Origin of the sequence: Aphanothece hegewaldii CCALA 016, from assembly GCF_003007785.1 — a bacterium.
Taxonomy (GTDB): domain Bacteria; phylum Cyanobacteriota; class Cyanobacteriia; order Cyanobacteriales; family Microcystaceae; genus Chroococcus; species Chroococcus hegewaldii.
On the sequence record NZ_PXOH01000034.1, the window covers coordinates 25660 to 45616 of the forward strand.

Here is a 19957-nt window from a genome sequence, read left to right on the forward strand (position 1 = left end):
TCTAAATCATATCCTTTAACATTTCTAATATATCTGCTTCAACCTGTTTGATATCAGCTTCTATCTCTTCTAAGGAACGGGGTGGCACATACTTATAAAAGTAGCGATTAAAGTTAATTTCATATCCCACTTTTCCTACTCCGTTATCTTTTTCATCTCTAACACTTTCATTAATCCAAGCATCGGGGACATGAGGTTTAACTTCTTTCTCGAAATACTCATAAACATCCTGCTTTAACGGGACATTTTCAGTATCTCTCAAACTTGTATCAGGTTCGGGATTTCCCTCACTATCCAGACAAATCTCTGCGGTTTCATCCCGTTCTGATAATCCCGTTAATATCGCTTTATGAACTGTAGCACTAACCTTAATTCCCTCTGCTTTAAATGCTTTCTTTAACAACTTCTCAAACTCGGTTCGGTCTTTGTATAATTCATCCGTTAACCCACTCAAAACCGATAGAATTAACTTTTGTTGTTCTCTTCCTGCTTGTTCTTCTATTTCTTTTATCTGAGTTGCTTTTTTTTTACTAACTGCTAGATTAATAAAAGCCGTTTGCTCTTTCACTCGGTCAATTCTTTCTGAAGTTGCTTGAAAATTTAACCGTAATGGACGTTCTACCGTAATCTTACGATAACCAAAATCCGTACTCTCAAAAATCCTGCTTACAGAGGTCATATCTTCCGTCTCTACAGTTTCAAACTGCTGGAAAATCTTAGTTATCTCTTCAATCTGTTTTGTACTAATTTCTCGTCGCTTATCTCCCAAACTTTTCCGCATGGGTGTCCAAAATTGGGAAGCATTAATTAACTGTACTTTCCCTTTTTTCTGTGCTGTTTTATTATTCGTCAGTATCCAAATATAAGTCGCAATCCCTGTATTGTAAAATAATTGCTCAGGTAACGCGATAATTGTTTCTAACCAATCATTTTCTAAAATCCATCGTCTAATCTCACTTTCTCCGCTTCCTGCATCCCCCGTAAACAAAGGAGAACCATTCATAACGATTGCTACTCGACTTCCACCATCTGTTACAGGTTTGATTCTTCCTAACATCTGTTGCAGAAATAATAATTGTCCGTCACTAATACGGGGTAAACCTGCGCTAAATCGACTTCCTGCTTTTTCTGCTTCTTGTTTTACGCTTGCTTCATCGCGTTTCCAGTCTTTCCCATAGGGAGGATTAGCTAATAAATAATCAAAGGTTTTATCACTATGTTGGTCATTAGATAAGGTACTACCAAACTTAATATTTTCAGCGTCCTTACCATCGATACTCTTCATATACAAATCAGACTTACACACCGCAAAGGTTTCGGGATTGACTTCTTGACCGAATAAAAATACATTTGCATTTGGATTTAGTTCTAATATCCTGTCTTTAGCGGTTGTAATCATTCCTCCGCTACCACAACAAGGATCATAAATGGTACGGGTGATGTAAGCTTGAGATAGTGTAGCTTGATCCTGCGATAGTAATAAACTCACCATCAGACTAATTACTTCTCTAGGGGTGAAGTGTTCCCCAGGATTTTCGTCTAGTGCTTCATTAAATTTTCGTATCAGTTCTTCAAAAATATAACCCATCTCTAGGTTAGATACTTTGTCAGGATGAAGGTCGATATTTTTAAACCTCTCCATCACCAAAAATAACAGGTTAGCATTGTTTAGCTTATCGATGGTGTTGGGAAAATCGAACTTTTCTAGAACTTCCCGCATATTACTACTAAAACTGTTGATGTAGAGTTTCAGGTTAGCAGCAAGGTTATTCGGGTCATCTAACAACTTACCGAAATCATAGCGAGAGTGATTATAAAAAGCAAATCCCGATTTTTTGCAGAGAAGATTATGGGGGTTATCTAATTGGTCTTTATATTGAAGGTATGTTTCTAAAACTACTGCTTTAGTTGGTTCCAAGACACAATCTAATCGACGCAGTACAGTAAAGGGAAGAATGATATCTTGATATTTTCCCCGTTTAAATGTATCCCGAATTAAATCCGCAACTGACCAAATAAAGCTAACTTTTTCACCAAAATTGTTCATTAATTCACTCTCTTACTTGATAAATAAACTATTTTATCCCAAATCCCTATAAACACTGGGTTTGGAGACCAAACCCCTACATTTAATTTGTACAGACGTGCTTTTATTGATTAGTGATGCTTTAAAAGAATATGGCTTAACTGTACCTGAGTCATTATAAAATTAGTTTTCCCAAAATCCTATCTTGCTCATTCAGTCATCCAATTTCTTGTCCCAAAATATTGACAAGATTTGGCCGCAATTTTCGACGCACTTTCTAACGCTTCTGCAAAATTCTGTGTTTCCAAAATATAATGACAAAATGCCCCGTGTAAAATATCACCTGCACCTAGTGTATCAACCGCTTGAATCGGATTAATCTTAATTTCCTCTAATTTTCCCTCAATTTGTAACAAAATAGGTTGATTTCCTTGAGTAATGGCTATAAAAGGAATACTTAGACTAGATAAATACTGAAAAACATCCGCTTGAGTTCGACATTGAGGAGGATAAAAATTAGCCGAACATATCACATAATCTGCTAATGGTAGAACTTGATTAAATCCTGTTTTCCAACTTCCACCATCAACCACAATAGGAATACCTGCTATTTTAGCTTGAGAAGCGATCGCATAACTCACCGCCATCTGATGACCATCGATTAATACTAAATCAATTCCCTGTAAAATATCCTTGGGTAATTGTTCGGGTGTCGCTTGTGCGTAACGTGCATTCACCGAAATAACGCTACGTTCCCCAGTCTTCTCTAAAACAAAGATAGAAGACACAGCAGGGCTTTCTATACGTTGGGGTAGTAAATCAACAAAATTTATTAAACAAGCATCTAAATCACTCAAAATAAGCTGACTCAGAGGATGTTTACCAAGAATACCTACTACAGTGGCTTGATTATTGAGATAACTAAATGTAACCGCCGCGTTGGTTGCTGGCCCACCTGCTGCTATTGTTTGATCAAGAGCGACAATTTTTTGATTAGTTTGTGGAAGTTCGGACGTAAGATAAATTAGGTCTATAGTGGTTAAACCAATAAATAATCCTTTCATGGGTTGAATTTAAAATGGGGCAACAGGGTATACTTTATCTAGTCGGAACACCGATCGGCAATTTGGAAGATATGACGTTTAGGGCGGTTCGTATTCTGAAAAATGTTGATTTAATAGCTGCTGAAGATACACGTCACACGGGTAAGTTATTACAACACTTTGAAATTACCACGCCAGCGATTAGCTATCATCAACATAATCGTTTTGAGCGCTCCGCAGATTTACTTTCCACTCTCCAACAAGGAAAAAATATCGCTTTAGTGACTGATGCAGGAATGCCAGGAATTTCCGATCCTGGTTATGATTTGGTCAAAGCTTGTCATGAGCATCAGATTTTAGTCATTCCCATTCCCGGTGTCACCGCAGCCGTTACCGCATTAGCTGTATCTGGTTTATCCACGGAAAGATTCTGTTTTGAAGGGTTTTTACCAACTAAAACTAAAGAACGACTTGATCGACTCGATACACTAAAATTAGAATCTCGTACTCTCATTTTTTATGAAGCACCCCATCGTCTTGAAGAAACTTTACAAGACTTTAAAACCTATTTTGGCGAAAGTCGAATGATTGTTTTAGCTAGAGAGTTAACAAAACTTTACGAAGAAATATGGCGAGGAACGATTAAAGATGCGATCGCTCTTTATTCCCCTTCACAGCAACCGAAAGGAGAATACACATTAGTTGTAGCGGGGGCTAATTTTTCCGATACTCCAGACTTATCAGAATCACAATTAAAAATCGAATTACAAAAATTAATGACTCAGGGAATGACGCGATCGCAAGCAAGTCGTCATCTAGCAGAAACTAGCAGTTTATCCCGTCGTCAAATCTATCAACTTGCCTTAGAAATCGAGGATTAAGTTACCTTTTTTTTATAACTTAAAAAAGTATTTTGTAATAACATCGCTACTGTCATTGGACCCACACCGCCTGGAACTGGGGTAATATATTCAGCAACTTGGGCAACTTCATCATAAGCGACATCACCCACTAAACGACCTTTTGGTGTAACTTCATCAACGACTCGATTAATTCCCACATCAATTACAATAGCCCCAGGTTTAACCATATCTTTTGTAATGAGATTAGGTTTACCAACAGCAGGGATCAGAATATCAGCTTGACGAGTCATACTAGCTAAATCTATCGTTCGAGAATGAGCAACAGTAACGGTCGCGTTTTCTTCGAGTAACATCAAAGCTAGAGGTTTGCCGACTAGAATACTTCGTCCAATAACAACAGAATGTTTACCTTGAACAGAAATATTATACTCTTTGAGCAGTTCCATCACTCCGGCGGGTGTACAACTGCGTAAACCCATTTCACCTCGGACTAACTTACCCAAATTCGTTGGATGTAAACCATCAGCATCTTTATCGGGATCAATTTGATGAAGTAAACTAACCGCATCTAAATGTTTAGGTAAAGGAAGTTGAACGAGAATTCCATCAACTCGACTGTCTTGGTTGAGTTCATGGATAACCGATTCTAACTCAGTTTGGGTTGTTTCGGTGGGAAAATGACGACCAAAAGAAGCCATACCGACATTTATACAAGCTTTCTCTTTATTGCGAACATAAGCGGCACTTGCGGGGTTATCACCAACCATTAATACTGCAAGTCCTGGCGATCGTCCGATCTGTTCTTGTAAAGTTGGGATTTGGGCTTTAAGATTGTTTTGAATCTTTTGAGCTAGGGCTTTTCCATCTAGAATTTTAGCAGTAGCAACAGACATTCTAAAGTAAAACGAGAGAACAAAAATGATCTTAATCAATTCTAGATAAATTGTTGGCTATGATATCTCAAGATGTCATGTTTTGTTGTACTTAACGCTCATGGTAATCAAAAGTAGCCTCGTTAGGCACAGTTGTATATTGTTGTTAATCGGAGGATTAATAGGTTGTAGTACCTTAGCTGAACTAGGTATCGCTGTTCCTTATCTGGGTGATCCTCCTCTAAATAGCGTCAACGATCTGACCAAACAAAAACGGGGTACGATCGTTTACATCAAAGGAATTGTTAAAGGATCTGCACCATTTTTAAATAGTAATGCCTATCAAGTGCAAGATAAAACGGGTATGATTTGGATTCGCACAGAAAAAAAACCCCCTACTTCTGGTAAAGAAGTGATAATTAAAGGAAAACTTGATTATCAAAGTATTGCCGTAGGAAACCAAGAGTTAGGCGAATTTTATGTCGTAGAATTGGAGCAACTGGAACAAAATGCCCAAACTCCTGCTACACCAACGCCCCCAACTCAACCCACCACTACGCCAAAACCAACCGCGATCCCAATTAAACCTCCTGCTGTCTTACCTCAACCCATACCCGATCCGACAGATGATCTCTTCCTTCCCCATAAACAGCAACACAAATAATCATCTAGAAGTTGCATTAGCCATTATTCAGCAAGATGGTCATCTTCTAATGCAGCTACGAGACGATTTTCCTCATATTGCCTATCCCGGTCATTGGGGTCTATTTGGCGGTCATTTAGAACTAGGGGAAACCCCAGAAGAAGGCTTAAAACGAGAGTTAATCGAAGAAATTAACTACAAAGTTTCACAGTCTCAGAAAATGTCTTGTTATGCTGATGAAAATGTGACACGTCATATTTTTTATATACCTTTGACAGTCGCTTTAACAGAACTTAATCTCCAAGAAGGTCAAGATCTGGCGTTGCTAACCCCAGAAGACATTCAGCAAGGTTATGCTTACTCTAGCAAAATTCAGCAATCTAGACCTTTAGGAAAAATTCATCAACAAATATTACTCGATTTTTTAAAGTTAGAATTATAGTGGAAAGTACTAGCCAATTTCATAACACCCCAGAATTACTTTAAGTCTGGTGTATAGTCGCACTATAAAAGCTGGCTGATTCTTAACAGTTTCAACGCTCAACCCCAACTATTTTTTCTTATGAAACAGTCTCGGCATTCCCTGTCTGTTGGTCAACATATCTTCTTAGGCAGTAGCATTACAACCTTAGCTGTAACGTCTTTTTTAACTCCGGTAATGGCAACAAATGCCACCTCAAAAGACGACACTCTAGAAAATAGTCCTAAAGCCGTCATTGATGAAGTTTGGCAACTGGTAAATAATGAATTTGTTGATCGCAGTTTTCATCATGTTGACTGGCAACGTAAACGACAAGAACTTTTAAGCCGTAACTATGCTAACCGCAAACAAGCTTATTTAGCAATTAGAGAAGCTCTAAAAGAAATAGGTGATCCTTATACTCGTTTTCTAGAACCCGAAGAATTTACCGCTTTAACGACTCAAACATCTGGGGAATTATCCGGGGTGGGGGTACGTCTAGCAGTTGATAAACGCACTAAAGATTTAATTGTTATTGAAGCACTCAAAAATTCTCCCGCATTAGCTGGCGGCGTTCAACAAGGCGATCGCGTGATCAGAATTAATGGTAAACCAACCGCTTTGATGACACTCGAACAAGCTATTAAGGAAATGGAAGGCGAAGTCGGGACCGATGTTAATTTACAAATATCTCGTAAAAGTAAAGGGATTTTTGAAGTAACACTGACTCGCGCTCAACTCGAAATTCCCTCAGTCAGCTATTCTATTAAAGAAGAAGCACAGATTAAAGTCGGTTACATTCGTCTTGATGAGTTTAGTTCTCATGCAGCCGAACAAATGAAACTCGCTATAGAAGACCTTAGTCAAAAAAATGTATCAGGTTTTGTCTTAGATTTGCGAGGAAATCCAGGTGGGTTACTTTTTGCTAGTGTTGATATTGCTCGGATGTGGATGAAGTCTGGCGAAATCGTTAGTACAATTGATCGGCGTGGTGGCGATCGTCATTATCAAGCTAATGGAACCGCTATAACTGAGCTTCCCTTGGTTCTTCTAGTCAATGAAGGATCAGCCAGTGCTAGTGAAATTTTAGCAGGAGCATTAAAAGAAAACGGACGAGCAACCCTTGTCGGAATGCCAACCTATGGTAAAGCAACCGTTCAATCTGTCCATTCTCTTTCTGATGGTTCTGGGTTAGCTGTAACCATTGCACGTTATTTTCCCCCCAATGGCGAAAATATTAGTAAAAAAGGCATCAAACCAGATGTACAAATTGGTCTCACAACTGAACAAAAACTTCAGTTAAGAAATAATCCTGATTTAGTGGGAACAAGTGCCGATCCACAATACAAACGTGCGATCTCAGTATTGCAAACTCATCCATCTGCTCAGATCAAACCCCCAGAAATTCCCAAACCTTTAACGATTCGTCCTGAATAAAAAAGATTTCTTTGGAGTTATCCTGAAAAGAAAATAAAATAGTCAGTGTGTAACTCCTAACTCTTTTTTAATGAATCCAGAAGAAAGAATTATTGTACCCTTAGATGTTAACAGTACAGAAGCGGCGATCGCATTAGTCGAGCAACTGCCTCAAGTAAGTTTTTGGAAAGTGGGTCTCGAACTATTTACCAGTGTTGGACCTTCAATTCTGCAAATCCTTAAAGATCAAGGAAAACAAATCTTTTTAGACCTGAAACTACACGATATCCCAAATACAATGGCGGGGGCTTGTCGTTCCGTTGCTTCCTATCAAGTTGATTTACTCACCATCCATGCGACAGCAGGTCGTCACGCCCTACAAGCATCTAAAGAAGCAATTACTACGGCTAATAGTTCAACTAAATTACTTGCTATTACTGTCCTTACCAGTATAAACTCACGAGAGTTAGCCTTTGATCTAAAAATACCCTTAGAATTGCCAGAGTATGCCTTACAAATGGCGATTCTAGCCAAAGAATCTGGCATTGATGGGGCCGTGTGTTCTCCCCACGAAGTTAGCCAACTAAGACAAATTTGTGGTGATGATTTCTTGCTCGTTTGTCCTGGTGTACGGCCAACTTGGGCAGAATCTGGGGATCAAAAACGGGTCATGACTCCAAAACAAGCAATTCAAGCAGGGGCTAACTATTTAGTGATCGGTCGTCCCATTACGGCGGCAGAAAATCCGCTACAAGCATGGTCAAAAATCTGCGACGAGTTAGCTACAGTTTAATCGGATTCTTGGGTCTATTGGGGGTGAATTTAACAGTAAGCGCCCTCCCAACAACCTCCACTTGTCCCACAGATACAGAAAAATTATCTCAATTACTCTTGCAAGATTTACCAAGTTATGCTAATAGAGTTTTGCATCGCTCCAAAAAAACCGATTTAGGCTCATTCGTTCAAACCTATGTTATTGTATCTGGACAAGGTGAAACTCAACCCCTTCCTTTACGTCAAAGTCCCAGTCAATATCAAGCTATTTTTTCTGAAGTTAAACCGCAAGTTTTTTTTACAACATTTGAACGGCAATATAGCAATAATAAATTAGTCAGATTTCATAACTACAATTGGTTATTTTTAGTGCCAACTGAAAAAGGATGGCGGTTAGTCATGAGTTTATCTCAATTAGCATCCTTAGAACCGACTCAACCCAATGATCCACCATTACCCCCCATAGATACAACAAATGGTGTAATCGGTCAAGCTGTTCAATTATGGCTTAGAGATTGTGAAGCTGGAGTATTAAAAACTGGAGCTAATTTAGAAAAGTGACTTGTAAGACCAAATCCCTACGCGTTCATCAATCATAATACTATTAAACCCATAATATAATTAGTACGAACTTTGGGATACTGAAAAACTTTTAACTAATAGGAGTGAGCGCAAATGTCAACAGTATCCGACTCAGACCTTAAAGAATTAAAAGATTTAATTTTAGGTATAGATAAGAAATTAGATGTACAAATAGCTAGAACCGATGAACGTTTTAAATCGATAGATCAACGCTTTGACCAAATTGATCAACGTTTTAACGATCTTCAGTTACAAATAGATCAACGATTTGAGCAGGTTGACAAGCGATTTGAGCAAGTTGACAAACAATTTGAGCAGGTTAACAAGCGATTTGAGCAAGTTGACAAACAATTTGAGTCGGTCAATGCTCGTATTAATACATTTACCCTAGGTTTCTTAGGTATCGTTGGAGTTTTAGTAACAGGATTATTAGGAATTATTGGAAAAGTTGTATTTTTCCCAAATCCTTAAAAGAATCATAAAAATTGCCTTTAATGATCGGCTAGTTTAATCCAAGCTCAAATTCTATAAATATTTCTAATAAATTAGGATAAATTGAATTGTTTCGCTTCACAAAAATTTCTTGAGATTCAAAACTAGCACGGAGCGATTCATCAGTTTTTTTTAGAGCTTTATATGTTCCTGTAGGTTCCCAAAGAGAATTAGAAGGAGCCAGCGTTAAAATATTTGTAATTTTATGAATGGTAATATCTATTGATAGAATATTATCAGGAGCAAAATTATAAATAACTTTGACTTCATTAAATTTATTTTTTGAAAGGTTATTGATTAATTGACTAATATCTTTTGGAGTTGTGACAAAAGTACGACCTTTAGACCACAATCTCGACCTAAGCTTAAATACGGTTGGCAATAAAGGAGTTTTGGGAAAATGTAATAGATTAATAACTTTAGAATCTTGTTCTAGAGTTAAAAGCTGAGTGTACAAGAACATATTTTATTTAAAAGAAATATTTTACGCTTATTAAAAAATGTTGTTGAAGGCAACGAGTTTCTTTGTTAAAATTATACCAAAACTGACTTGATAGCGTAATAATTTAGCCAAAAGACCTTTAATTAATAGGAGTGAGCGCAAATGTCAACAGTAACCGACTCAGACCTTAAAGAATTAAAAGATTTAATTTTAGGTATAGATAAGAAATTAGATGTACACATAGCTAGAACCGATGAACGTTTTAAATCGATAGATCAACGCTTTGACCAAATTGATCAACGTTTTAATGATCTTCAGTTACAGATTGATCAACGATTTGAGCAGGTTGACAAGCGATTTGAGCAGGTTGATAAACGATTTGAGCAGGTTGACAAACAATTTGAGCAGGTTAACAAGCGATTTGAGCAAGTTGACAAACAATTTGAGCAGGTCAATGCTCGTATTAATACATTTACCCTAGGTTTCTTAGGTATCGTTGGAGTTTTAGTAACAGGATTATTAGGAATTATTGGAAAAGTTGTATTTTTCCCAAATCCTTAAGCAAATCCTAAAAATTGCCTTTAACGATCGGCTAGTTTTTGTCTTAATTTAGAACTTCCCCAATCAATTGTAGTCACAACCACTAACATAACTATCATAAAAGTAGAAGCTTTTGTACGTTCAAATCCATTAATATAGCTGACTAATTCAAAACCAATACCACCCGCACCCACAACGCCTAAAATAGAAGCAGCACGGATATTATATTCAAACATATACAGTGTATAACCCAAAGCCAATGGTAAGATCTGAGGAAGAATCCCATATTGAGCAATTTGTAACCAAGATGCACCCGTTACCTCTAAAGCTTGTAAAGAATTAGCTTCTACTGATTCGATCGCCTCTTGATAAAACTTAGCCAAATAGCCAATACTATAGATTCCTAGAGCAAAAGTTCCCGCAGTCGCACCTAAACCAATTGCTGAGACAAAAATTAAAGCGAGAATAATTGAAGGAATTGAGCGTAAAGTATTTTGTATGAGATTGCCCAAAAATTGTAAGCCATAGGGCGATAAATTATGTGCGCTAATAATTGCTATGGGTAGAGAAAGAAATGCACCGATCGTTGTTCCAATAATTGACATTTGAATCGTTTCTAGCAATGCTTCTAACGCTAAGGGTAAAACTTGCCAATTAGGGGGAAAAAAATCACTTAAAAAGACCGCTATATATTTTCCACCATCTTTTATAGTATTTAGATCAACTTTTAAGCCTTGCCATGCCCATATATATACACCAATCAATAATAAACCGAGCAGTAATGAAGGTAGATAAGATTGAGATTTTTTTAACATAGATGTGCAAATTGATGCTGTATATTTTCACTTTTGCCATCATAAATTACACGGCCTTTATCGAGAATAATTGAACGATCAGTATATTCACTAGCCATCGCTAAATCGTGTAGTACTAAAACTATCGTCATTCCTTGTTTGCGGAGATCTGTAATAATATTCATCATCTGTTGAGTGGCGACTAAATCTAATCCTGATGTGGGTTCATCTGCGAAAAGAATTTTAGGTGATTCCATTAAAGCACGTGCGATCGCTACTCGTTGTTGTTGTCCACCACTCAGTTTACTCACTTTTTGCTTTTCGTGTTGTTCTAATCCCAACTGTCTTAATAAAGATTGTGCTGTGATGCGATCGTTTGCCGAAAATCCCCATAAAGAAGACCAACTAGACACAGTTCCCAACTTACCACAAAGAACATTATCTAATGCAGAGAGTTGGGGGATCAAACCTCCCCCTTGCCAAATCATACCAATTTGACGACGCACACGATTAAGAGTCTTTTGAGTCATCACTAAATTATTAATGTAGATTTCCCCTTTTTGTAATGGTAAAAGTCCCACCATTGCTTTTAATAGACTAGACTTTCCTGCACCATTAAGTCCTAAGAGTGCCACACATTCACCCTGATTAATTTTCAAGGTTATCCCATTGAGAATCGGACGACTCAAAGACGTATTGTAATTACTATAAATATCGTGGCATTCAATCATATTATATGACGGCAAAAAACAAAAACAACTCAATTACGGGTCAATTTTTGCTCTTTGTAAAGCGGTTTTCATCGGTGCTAAATGCTGATCATGATCAACTCGCACCAGTTGGGTAGAGTTATAAAGAGTCGTAAACATTGCTTTATTTTTCGGTTCATTTAACGCTAAAAGCGCATTAATTAATTTTTCTCTTGTTGCTGCAGGAACATCATTATCAATCACAATACCATGAGCAGGAACACCAGGAATTCCTAAAATTACTTTTAATTGTTTAGCTTCTTCGGCAGTGATCCAAGGGGGGTTTAACGCATATTCAGAAACAGCCGCGACATCAACTTGCCCTCTTAATACTGCTTGTAATGCACTACTATAACCATCTCCATATATGACTTGGCTAAAGAATTTGCCATAGTCATCAGGGCTTTTAATCATACCTTGTCCGACAAATTCGCTAGTTGGTATAATATAGCCTGAACCAGAAGTGCGAGAAGCAAAAGCGATTTTTTTGCCTTTTAGCTGTCTCAGTGTTTTTTTGACATTGTTTTCGGTTTCTAACTTGCTATCTTTTCTAACCACTAAAACTGAGCGATAGGTTTTCCCTCCAGAATAATCAGAGCGAATTTCAGCTAAATACATTCTTGCACCAGTAAGCTGTTCTGCTTTGATTGCGCCACGACCTCCCAAAAAGGCTACATCGGCACGGTTTGAGCGTAATGCTTCGATGGCTGCTGTTTCATCGGCCACAACTGCTTCTACTTTTAAACCTGTTTGTTTAGAAAGAAAATCAGTAACAGCTTGTGCTTTTTTATCTAAATCTGTAGCATCTCGACGGGTCGCAAAAACAATAACAATACGATTGTTCGGTGCTTGTGCAACCAGTTTTTCTTTTTGAGAAATATCATCAGTTTCAGCAAAAGCCGGATTAATCTTATTATTAATTGAATTTAAGCTCAGTCCAGCAGACACTAATAAGGACAGGGATGCTACCCCTACTAATAGTTTATATAACATTTACTTCTTGCAAAAGATAATCAACAATTCTTTAATATACATTATAATTGAGCGTTTGTCCTTAAATGAGATGAGTCAGTCGGATTCAGGTAAACACTTCAAATTTGCGATCGCTATTTTTATAGTATATTTGTTCTTAAATGAGCTATGTTCTCGATCTCATTACGAAGAGAGGACGGTCTAAATTTTTTTCGGCTCTGGTTTAGCTTGAGTAATGGGATGAGGTGTAGACCATTTTAAATGTTGATAAACGACACGTGAAACTTCTTGAATCAATTTTCTACCATTTTCATCATTGTGAGGGCGCTTAACCATTATCGACATTAAATAGCGTTTTCCATTAGGCATATCAATTATGCCAGCATCTCCTAAAGTTGTGCCAATATCTCCTGTTTTGTGAGCAATCATCGCGCTTTTTTCTAAACCTGCTGGCAAAAGGGTTTTAGTCATTGTTCCTTGCATAATCTCAATCAGGCGATCGCGCATTTTTATCGACAGTAAATCTCCTTGATTCACTCGATTTAAAATATAAACTAAATCTTTAGAACTTGTTGTATTTGTTCCTTCTAAATCTGGCAATATATTATTAATAACTGTTTGTTGAAGTCCCCATTCTAGAAATCTTTGATTTAAAACTTCTTTGCCTCCTAGCCGACGAATTATCATATTAGTCGCCGTGTTATCGCTAATAGTAATCATTTTAGTTGCTGTTTCAAGTGCAGTAAATTTCTGATCTGGTTTGAGATACTGCATATTACCTGAACCTGTAGCGATGACATTTTTATCCATTACTAAAGATTCATCTAAATATATTTTCTTCGCATCAACATCTTGTAAGAAAGCTACTAAAATTGGTATTTTAATTGTACTTGCCGCCGCGAAAATACTATCCCCAGATAAATTAACATAAGCTCCATTATCCAAATCAACAACAAAAGTTCCTAATTGTAATTTTGGATATTTAGCAGCAATCTTTTCAATTTTTTGTTTAAGTGGGACTAATTCTTGTTTTAGTAATATATCGTGCGTAATTGAAGATTCAATAGGCTGAATCACTGTACTTTTTTGCACATTTTTAGAGGCTGTATTGTTTTGAGGAGATACTAACTTAGTTGGATCAAAAACCGTTAATAAAGTTCCAGCGATCGCGGCTAAACCTCCGCCCAAAATCAATAGACGAAGTAAATAAGTAACAAGTAAAATTACTGGCGAAGGAATTCGTTTTTTACTATTTAACTGGCTTTTTTGAAGAGACGTTTTATTAGAAAAAGAAGGTTGAATTTTACGAGGTTGAACCGAAAATGTTTTTGTTTTAGTAACCAGTCGTGCCGTCGGGTTTTTCTTACGCATCATGAATAGAAAAGATTAATTAGGGTTGTTCTGAATCAGAGGGCTTTTTATTGCTTTTGAGACTAGAAATCGGCGGTAAATGTTGCAATAACCATTCAGTATGTCCGAGAATTCCTCGTAATAATGCTAATTCTTCGGGTGTTAGTGAGGCACGGTTATATACTTGGCGAAATTTTTCCATCCTCGCTGTTGTCGTATGAGGATAAAGATAGCCCATTTGCAACAAAACACGCTCTAAATGTTGATAATAGCCTTCTAGCATATCCAGTGTAGCTATATTTTGTATTTCTGTCTCTTCACTTGGTTTTATGGGTGCTGATGCTGTGTGATAAAGTTCATAAGCACAGACGGCCACAGATTGCGCTAAATTAAGAGAAGGATAATTAGGATTTGAGGGAATACGCAAAAACCATTGAGCGTAATTGAGTTCAGTATTACTTAAGCCTCGATCTTCTGGCCCAAAAATTAGTGCAGATGGTAGATTTTCTTGCAGCAATTTGGGCAGAATAGTTTTAGGGGATTCCAAAGGAGTCGATAAATGACGAGTACGGGCGGTAGTTGCGATCGCTCTTTGACATCCAATCAACGCTTCTGGCAAACTATTAACTTGTTGGGCTGATTCTAAAATATCTACGCCATGTACTGCCATTATCCTCGCGGGTTCACTCAAAGGATCACACTGTGGGTTAACGATGACTAAATGCTGTAACCCCATGTTTTTCATTACTCTAGCAATAGAACCCACATTTAATGGCCCAGCAGGTTCAACCAACACGATGCGAATTTTGTCAAGTCTATTAGTGTTCATTTTAATCTTGTAATATGGCACGTCAACGCTCTAAGTCTGATTTACCAACTAAAATTTGTCCCGTGTGTGGACTTCCTTTTACTTGGCGCAAAAAATGGGCGAATTGTTGGGATGAGGTAAAATATTGTTCTGAGCGATGTCGTCGTCGTCGCTCTCAAACGGGTGAAGATTAATTATTTTCTAACACCCAAATTTAGAAATACAGTCGCCCGACGCACTCCATTTTCGCTACCTTGACTACTCAGTGTTAAAGAACGTAAATTTTTGAAAAAGGGTTTAACAGCAAATTCGGCGACTTTAACGATAGGTAATTTCTGTTCTAGCAAGGGTTGAATTTCATTCCAATCAATATAAAAGTAACCATCATTATCAGTCGGTAAAGCAGAAATAGCCTGTTGAAACTTACGACTATCCATAATTGTTTGTTTATCTGATAAGATTTTCTCCATTGCTGCAACAGATGATGTAAAAATTTCGTATTGATTGCCTTGTGTTATCGTAGCGTGAACCCCTTTAACGATCGCATTGAGAAGCGCTAAGTTTTGTGGATCAGAATTCTTGATTAATTTCGTCCATACTTTTACCTTAGTATTTTGTATCGGCAGATCAATCACACTATAACCTTGATTAACCGCTAATTCATCTAAATGGGCAATAGCTGGAGCAATTTCTACATCCGGCATTCGTTCGGCAATAAAGACTAAATCGGGTTGACCCCCCCTAAAAGAAGGCACAAGCGCTAAACTATATTCGCCTTTGACCCAGCTAAAAACATCTTTTGGTAAATTCAAACCTAAAGGCTCTTGGAAGCGGTTTAAAAGCTCCTTAAAAAGCTGTTGTAATGGGCTATCTTCGTCTAAACCCGTTTCTACTTGCTGCCACAATTGATCTAAGTTAGTTCCGGCGGCGGCTAACATACTATTAGCAGGAACATACCCTAATGCACTGACTAACTCCGATAGTGCGGGCGGCTGATTTTCTTCACCTGTAACGCCAATGAGGGCGGTTTGAGCGACGATTCCTTCTGATTTGATGCTCAGGGCAACAGAAAGGGTTTGTAGGGCTTCTGGAGTTTCAGGAACGGGCAAATTACCGATCCATGCAGACAATGCGGGAAGGTTCGCGTAAACGACTCCGATACGGGGATCTGATATGGTTTTTAGTGAGTCTTGATAGGTGGGAGAATTTTTTAAATTAAGATCCGGAACTTGGGCATTATTGATAGCATTGCGTAATATTTTGGCTTCGTTGGCAAATAATACAAAATTACCAACCACTGCACTTGACGTAAAGTTTCGACTTACAATTGTTTTGCTGGAACGTTGGTCTACTATATTAATACCTTTGTATTCATTGAAGACTAAATCGGATGTGCCGGCGATCGCTTTTTTAGAATAAGATACTTGGAGAAATTCTTTAGCGAGTTGGGGATCTTTTGTCGCTACAGCAAGTAAATATCCCGGTTGTACGCCATCTGTTGGATTATGATTATAGTCGAGTGAGGTGACAGCAAGGGTAATTTCTTCACCTAACCAAGGTTTGATTTCCTGATCGTAGTTTAGTCCAGTGTTGGCTAAAAGTGTTTTTTCGAGGTCTTTTAATTCTTGGCGCGATCGTCTACGATTAGCAACAGAGGCGATATACTGGCTAAAAGATTCTAATCGTTCTGGGTTAACCAACAACGATATCATCACAGGTGCTTGTCGGGAAACAAAAAGTGAGGCGATCGGTTCTCTTGTAACACCCCCTTTGAACAAACTTAAAGAACTTTCCCCTAAGATCCAAGAAAGAGTTGTCGCACTCAGCAGTAATAACACAGCGACAGCTATTCCTAAAGCGATAAAAAATGATCGAAGCTTCACAAGTCTTTTTTGTTGATTGATGTGGGTATATGCTAGAAACTATTCTAGGCTTCTAAAATTAACTCGATCAAACAAGAAGTTAAATTTGTTAACCTCATTGCGATAAATTAATTATTATGAATCAGTATATTACTCAGATCAGTGTCGAAGCATTAGGACTCCGTATGGCAGAACAAGATCCTAATCTTCAGTTAATTGATGTACGAGAACCGCAAGAAGTTGCGATCGCTAGTATTCCTGGTTTTTTGGTATTTCCCTTGAGTGAGTATGAACAATGGTCACAAAATATTACCACTCAGTTGAACCAGGGCGCAGAAACTTTAGTCCTCTGTCATCATGGTATACGTTCGGCTCAGATGTGCCAATGGCTACAAGCTCAAGGTTTTACAAATGTTAAAAATATATCGGGTGGGATCGATGCTTATTCATTGTTAGTCGATACCAGTGTTCCTCGATATTAAATCTCTGACTGGCTTTTTGTTGAATGGTAAGGTTATACTAACAAAAATTTTATACTATCTTTAGATTAAGTTAAAACCCTTGTTTTTAAAAGCCATGCCAAAATCCAACCTTAATGAACGTTATCAAAAAATTTTAAAAGCAACTGTCAAGCACTATATAGCAACTGCCGAGCCTGTTGGTTCAAAAACCCTAGTAGAAGGTTATAATTTTAGGGTGAGTTCAGCCACTATTCGGAATGTATTAGGTCAATTAGAAAAAGAAGGTTTTCTCTATCAACCTCATACCTCCTCTGGACGTGTCCCGTCTGACTCAGGCTATCGTATTTATGTTGATGAATTGATGAGTCCTGATGAGACAATCAGTAAACAAGTTGAACAGAATTTGTTACATCAATTAAAGCGAGAATCTTGGCATTTTGACACGCTTTTGCAAAGAGCCACCCAAATTTTAGCGAATATTAGCGGCTACATTGCGATTATTACCTTACCGCAGACTGCAAGCAATAAGTTAAAACATTTACAGTTGGTTCAAGTGTCGTCAAAACAGATGATGTTAATTATTGTGACGGATGGTTATCAAACACAATCTGTATTAATGGATATTCCTGCAACAATCTTAGATGATGAGACAGAAGTATTAGCTGAATTGAATATTTTATCAAATTTCTTGAACCATCAACTCAAAGGTTATTCAGTTTCCGAATTAGTTAATTTAGATTGGAGTAGAATTGATCAAGAATTTCTTCAATATAAGAATTTTATTAAAAATTTAGTCCAAGAAATTAGTCAACGATTACAAGTTGAGCAAACTCCTTCTATTATTATGCACGGTGTTTCAGAAGTTTTACGTCATCCAGAATTTTCTCACTTACAACAAGTTCAAATGTTGTTACATTTATTAGAACAACAACAAGATCAACTTATTCCGCTTATTTGCGAATATTCCGAAAGTGAGACATTAAGTAAGAAAGTCAATGTCAGAATTGGTTCAGAAAATCCTTTAAAATCAATGCGTATTTGTACTTTAGTTTCTGCGGTTTATCGACAGGGTGAATATCCAGTTGGAAGTGTCGGAATTATTGGACCAACTCGAATGTTGTACGAAAATACAATTTCATTAGTTGAGACTACAGCCGATTATCTCACAGAAGCGTTGAGTGATTTCATAACCGCGTAGAAACAGATCTTAAATCGTCGGGAATAATTGAATCTGAATCAAATTCTAGCATTGTTTCAGAATATCCTAAATATCCTGATTGACTAAAAAAAAGTAACATTCTTGCTAAAGCGAGCCAAATTTCTTGATCAAATTCCCAGTCTCTTTCACGATTAGAAAAACAAGCAATTGATTTTAAAGCCCAAAAATAGCTATTACGCACTACTGAACCGCCTTTTTTATAGTTCGGTATGTCTTCATTTTTTATATATAATATATCTTCTCTAAGATAAGCTTTCATGTTAAATATTAATAATTTTCGTTTTATATTATATCAATAATATGCCGATAAAATGTATATTTATTGTTTCATTTTACATGGTTTAAAAACCCGTTGAATTATTGCAACAATGTAGGGGTTTGGTTTTCCAACTCAACTGATTTAAGTCATTATTTTAAAAAAAATTAAGGATAAAGTGTTTTACCCGTAAATGAATCAAATATAAAAAGATGATCTAAACTCCAATAAATTCTTAAACGATCACCTAATTTACCAGTCCAAGAAAACGGTGTATATAAGTTTAATTTTATCTCGGAATTAGGTAAAACAACTCTAACTAAATTATCGCGTCCTAAAGGTTCGATCGCTTCTACAATAGCTAAAAATTGTCCTTCTTTAAAAGAAGACGAAAGACTAATATTCTCAGGACGTATTCCCACTTCAAACCGACTAGACTCTGTGAAAGATATTTGCTTTTTAATAAATTCCGAAAGAGTAATCAATTGTCCTTGTATAGATAGATTGTCCTGACTGTAAATAGCTGGTAAAATATTCATAGTTGGGCTACCGATAAATGTAGCAACCATTCGATTTATAGGACGATGGTAGATCGTCTGTGGTGTCCCTATTTGTTGAATTTTTCCTTCATCAAGAATCACGATTTTATCTGCTAAAGTCATCGCTTCAACTTGATCATGAGTGACATAAATAGTCGTAATTCCTAATTGCCCATGTAATTGTTTTAAAAAAGCTCTCGTTTCATCCCTTAATTGAGCGTCTAAATTAGATAAAGGTTCATCTAATAAGAATGCTTTAGGCTCTCTAATCATAGCACGTCCTAAAGCTACTCTTTGTTGTTGTCCTCCTGATAATTGTTTGGGTTTACGTTGTAATAAATGCTCAATATTAAGGGAACGTGCCACGCTTTCTACTCGTCTATTTTGAGTGACGGGATCGACTTTTCGCATTCGTAACCCAAAAGACAAATTTTGTGCGATAGTCATGTGAGGATAAAGCGCATAGTTTTGGAAAACCATCGCAACATCTCTTTGTCTAGGAGGAATTAAATTTACTAACGTATTCCCAATATAAATTTCTCCCTTTGTTATTGATTCTAAACCCGCAATCATTCGTAGAATCGTCGATTTTCCGCATCCTGACGGCCCAACTAATACCCAAAATTCGCCATCAGGAATTTCAAAAGTAATGTCGGAAACTGCTATTACTGAACCAAATTCACGGGTAATCTGATTTAGGGAAACTTTAGCCATACAATTTATCTAGAATGTCGGGTGAATACCCCCGTCAAATTTTTCTATAAAGATACTAACTAAAATTGACGGATTCGTTG

The 19957-nt window shown here is 37.2% G+C and carries 23 protein-coding genes; 11 read left to right on the forward strand and 12 right to left on the reverse strand.

All coding sequences use genetic code 11. The features are described 5' to 3' along the window. Position 1: 1 nt before the first annotated feature. Positions 2–2047, reverse strand: coding sequence for a type I restriction-modification system subunit M (locus C7H19_RS20855; protein WP_106458850.1), 2046 nt, complete (start codon positions 2045–2047; stop codon positions 2–4). A 188-nt stretch (positions 2048–2235) separates the two neighbouring features. Beyond that, positions 2236–3090, reverse strand: coding sequence for a sugar kinase (locus C7H19_RS20860; protein WP_106458851.1), 855 nt, complete (start codon positions 3088–3090; stop codon positions 2236–2238). A 14-nt stretch (positions 3091–3104) separates the two neighbouring features. Between C7H19_RS20860 and rsmI the strand changes: the two genes are divergently transcribed. Then, positions 3105–3950 (forward strand): 16S rRNA (cytidine(1402)-2'-O)-methyltransferase, encoded by an 846-nt coding sequence (rsmI, locus tag C7H19_RS20865; RefSeq protein ID WP_106458852.1) that lies wholly within the window; start codon positions 3105–3107, stop codon positions 3948–3950. On the opposite strand, the gene folD is transcribed toward rsmI, so the two are convergent. Next, a complete protein-coding gene (folD, locus tag C7H19_RS20870) occupies positions 3947–4825 on the reverse strand; it encodes a bifunctional methylenetetrahydrofolate dehydrogenase/methenyltetrahydrofolate cyclohydrolase FolD (RefSeq protein ID WP_106458853.1) in 879 nt (292 codons plus the stop codon). The two genes, rsmI and folD, sit on opposite strands and share 4 nt — an antisense overlap. A gap of 139 nt (positions 4826–4964) precedes the next feature. Between folD and C7H19_RS20875 the strand changes: the two genes are divergently transcribed. The 6 genes from C7H19_RS20875 (at position 4965) to C7H19_RS20900 (ending at position 9150) form a co-directional block, all read left to right on the forward strand. Continuing rightward, entirely contained in the window at positions 4965–5468 is a 504-nt protein-coding gene (locus tag C7H19_RS20875; RefSeq protein ID WP_425428920.1) for a DNA-binding protein, read from the forward strand. Then, positions 5431–5889, forward strand: coding sequence for an NUDIX hydrolase (locus tag C7H19_RS20880; protein WP_106458855.1), 459 nt, complete (start codon positions 5431–5433; stop codon positions 5887–5889). The genes C7H19_RS20875 and C7H19_RS20880 overlap by 38 nt, the downstream gene beginning before the upstream one ends. 120 nt (positions 5890–6009) lie before the next feature. Next, complete coding sequence (gene ctpB / locus C7H19_RS20885) at positions 6010–7344, forward strand: carboxyl-terminal processing protease CtpB (RefSeq protein ID WP_106458856.1); 1335 nt, start codon at positions 6010–6012, stop codon at positions 7342–7344. A gap of 70 nt (positions 7345–7414) precedes the next feature. After that, complete coding sequence (gene pyrF, locus C7H19_RS20890) at positions 7415–8116, forward strand: orotidine-5'-phosphate decarboxylase (RefSeq protein WP_106458857.1); 702 nt, start codon at positions 7415–7417, stop codon at positions 8114–8116. Next, the gene (locus C7H19_RS20895; protein WP_106458858.1) at positions 8080–8658 is read left to right on the forward strand and encodes a hypothetical protein; all 579 of its coding nucleotides are present in this window, start codon (positions 8080–8082) and stop codon (positions 8656–8658) included. Before pyrF ends, C7H19_RS20895 begins: the two co-directional genes overlap by 37 nt. A gap of 114 nt (positions 8659–8772) precedes the next feature. After that, positions 8773–9150: a hypothetical protein gene (locus C7H19_RS20900; RefSeq protein WP_106458859.1), complete on the forward strand. Its 378-nt coding sequence runs from the start codon at positions 8773–8775 to the stop codon at positions 9148–9150. Positions 9151–9181: 31 nt separating this feature from the next. On the opposite strand, the gene C7H19_RS20905 is transcribed toward C7H19_RS20900, so the two are convergent. Continuing rightward, positions 9182–9628 (reverse strand): hypothetical protein, encoded by a 447-nt coding sequence (locus tag C7H19_RS20905; RefSeq protein ID WP_219907705.1) that lies wholly within the window; start codon positions 9626–9628, stop codon positions 9182–9184. Between the two features lie 147 nt (positions 9629–9775). Between C7H19_RS20905 and C7H19_RS20910 the strand changes: the two genes are divergently transcribed. Continuing rightward, a complete protein-coding gene (locus C7H19_RS20910; RefSeq protein WP_106458861.1) occupies positions 9776–10174 on the forward strand; it encodes a hypothetical protein in 399 nt (132 codons plus the stop codon). Positions 10175–10194: 20 nt separating this feature from the next. Here the strand turns inward: C7H19_RS20910 and phnE are convergent, their stop codons facing one another. From phnE to C7H19_RS20935, 5 genes are all read right to left on the reverse strand, one after another. Then, positions 10195–10968 (reverse strand): phosphonate ABC transporter, permease protein PhnE, encoded by a 774-nt coding sequence (phnE, locus tag C7H19_RS20915; protein WP_106458862.1) that lies wholly within the window; start codon positions 10966–10968, stop codon positions 10195–10197. Further along, positions 10962–11678 (reverse strand): phosphonate ABC transporter ATP-binding protein, encoded by a 717-nt coding sequence (locus tag C7H19_RS20920; protein WP_106458863.1) that lies wholly within the window; start codon positions 11676–11678, stop codon positions 10962–10964. Before C7H19_RS20920 ends, phnE begins: the two co-directional genes overlap by 7 nt. A 33-nt stretch (positions 11679–11711) precedes the next feature. Beyond that, the gene (locus tag C7H19_RS20925; protein ID WP_106458864.1) at positions 11712–12689 is read right to left on the reverse strand and encodes a phosphate/phosphite/phosphonate ABC transporter substrate-binding protein; all 978 of its coding nucleotides are present in this window, start codon (positions 12687–12689) and stop codon (positions 11712–11714) included. A gap of 180 nt (positions 12690–12869) precedes the next feature. Then, the gene (locus tag C7H19_RS20930) at positions 12870–14042 is read right to left on the reverse strand and encodes a serine hydrolase (protein WP_245927688.1); all 1173 of its coding nucleotides are present in this window, start codon (positions 14040–14042) and stop codon (positions 12870–12872) included. Between the two features lie 16 nt (positions 14043–14058). Continuing rightward, positions 14059–14847: an RNA methyltransferase gene (locus C7H19_RS20935; RefSeq protein WP_106458866.1), complete on the reverse strand. Its 789-nt coding sequence runs from the start codon at positions 14845–14847 to the stop codon at positions 14059–14061. A gap of 14 nt (positions 14848–14861) precedes the next feature. Between C7H19_RS20935 and C7H19_RS20940 the strand changes: the two genes are divergently transcribed. Continuing rightward, complete coding sequence (locus C7H19_RS20940; protein ID WP_106458867.1) at positions 14862–15020, forward strand: DUF2256 domain-containing protein; 159 nt, start codon at positions 14862–14864, stop codon at positions 15018–15020. Here the strand turns inward: C7H19_RS20940 and C7H19_RS20945 are convergent, their stop codons facing one another. Beyond that, positions 15021–16709, reverse strand: coding sequence for a DUF3352 domain-containing protein (locus tag C7H19_RS20945; protein WP_106458868.1), 1689 nt, complete (start codon positions 16707–16709; stop codon positions 15021–15023). It lies immediately after the preceding gene. A 116-nt stretch (positions 16710–16825) separates the two neighbouring features. Between C7H19_RS20945 and C7H19_RS20950 the strand changes: the two genes are divergently transcribed. Beyond that, on the forward strand, positions 16826–17170 hold the full coding sequence (locus C7H19_RS20950; protein ID WP_106458869.1) for a rhodanese-like domain-containing protein: 345 nt from the start codon (positions 16826–16828) through the stop codon (positions 17168–17170). 94 nt (positions 17171–17264) lie between these two features. Beyond that, positions 17265–18347 carry a heat-inducible transcriptional repressor HrcA gene (gene hrcA / locus C7H19_RS20955; protein WP_106458870.1) on the forward strand — a complete coding sequence of 361 codons (1083 nt, stop codon included), beginning with the start codon at positions 17265–17267 and terminating at the stop codon, positions 18345–18347. On the opposite strand, the gene C7H19_RS20960 is transcribed toward hrcA, so the two are convergent. Together C7H19_RS20960 and C7H19_RS20965 are read right to left on the reverse strand one after the other, a co-directional pair. Beyond that, a complete protein-coding gene (locus C7H19_RS20960; RefSeq protein ID WP_106458871.1) occupies positions 18334–18627 on the reverse strand; it encodes a hypothetical protein in 294 nt (97 codons plus the stop codon). The genes hrcA and C7H19_RS20960 overlap by 14 nt on opposite strands. Before the next feature lie 164 nt (positions 18628–18791). After that, on the reverse strand, positions 18792–19877 hold the full coding sequence (locus C7H19_RS20965) for an ABC transporter ATP-binding protein (protein ID WP_106458872.1): 1086 nt from the start codon (positions 19875–19877) through the stop codon (positions 18792–18794). Positions 19878–19957: the final 80 nt, after the last annotated feature.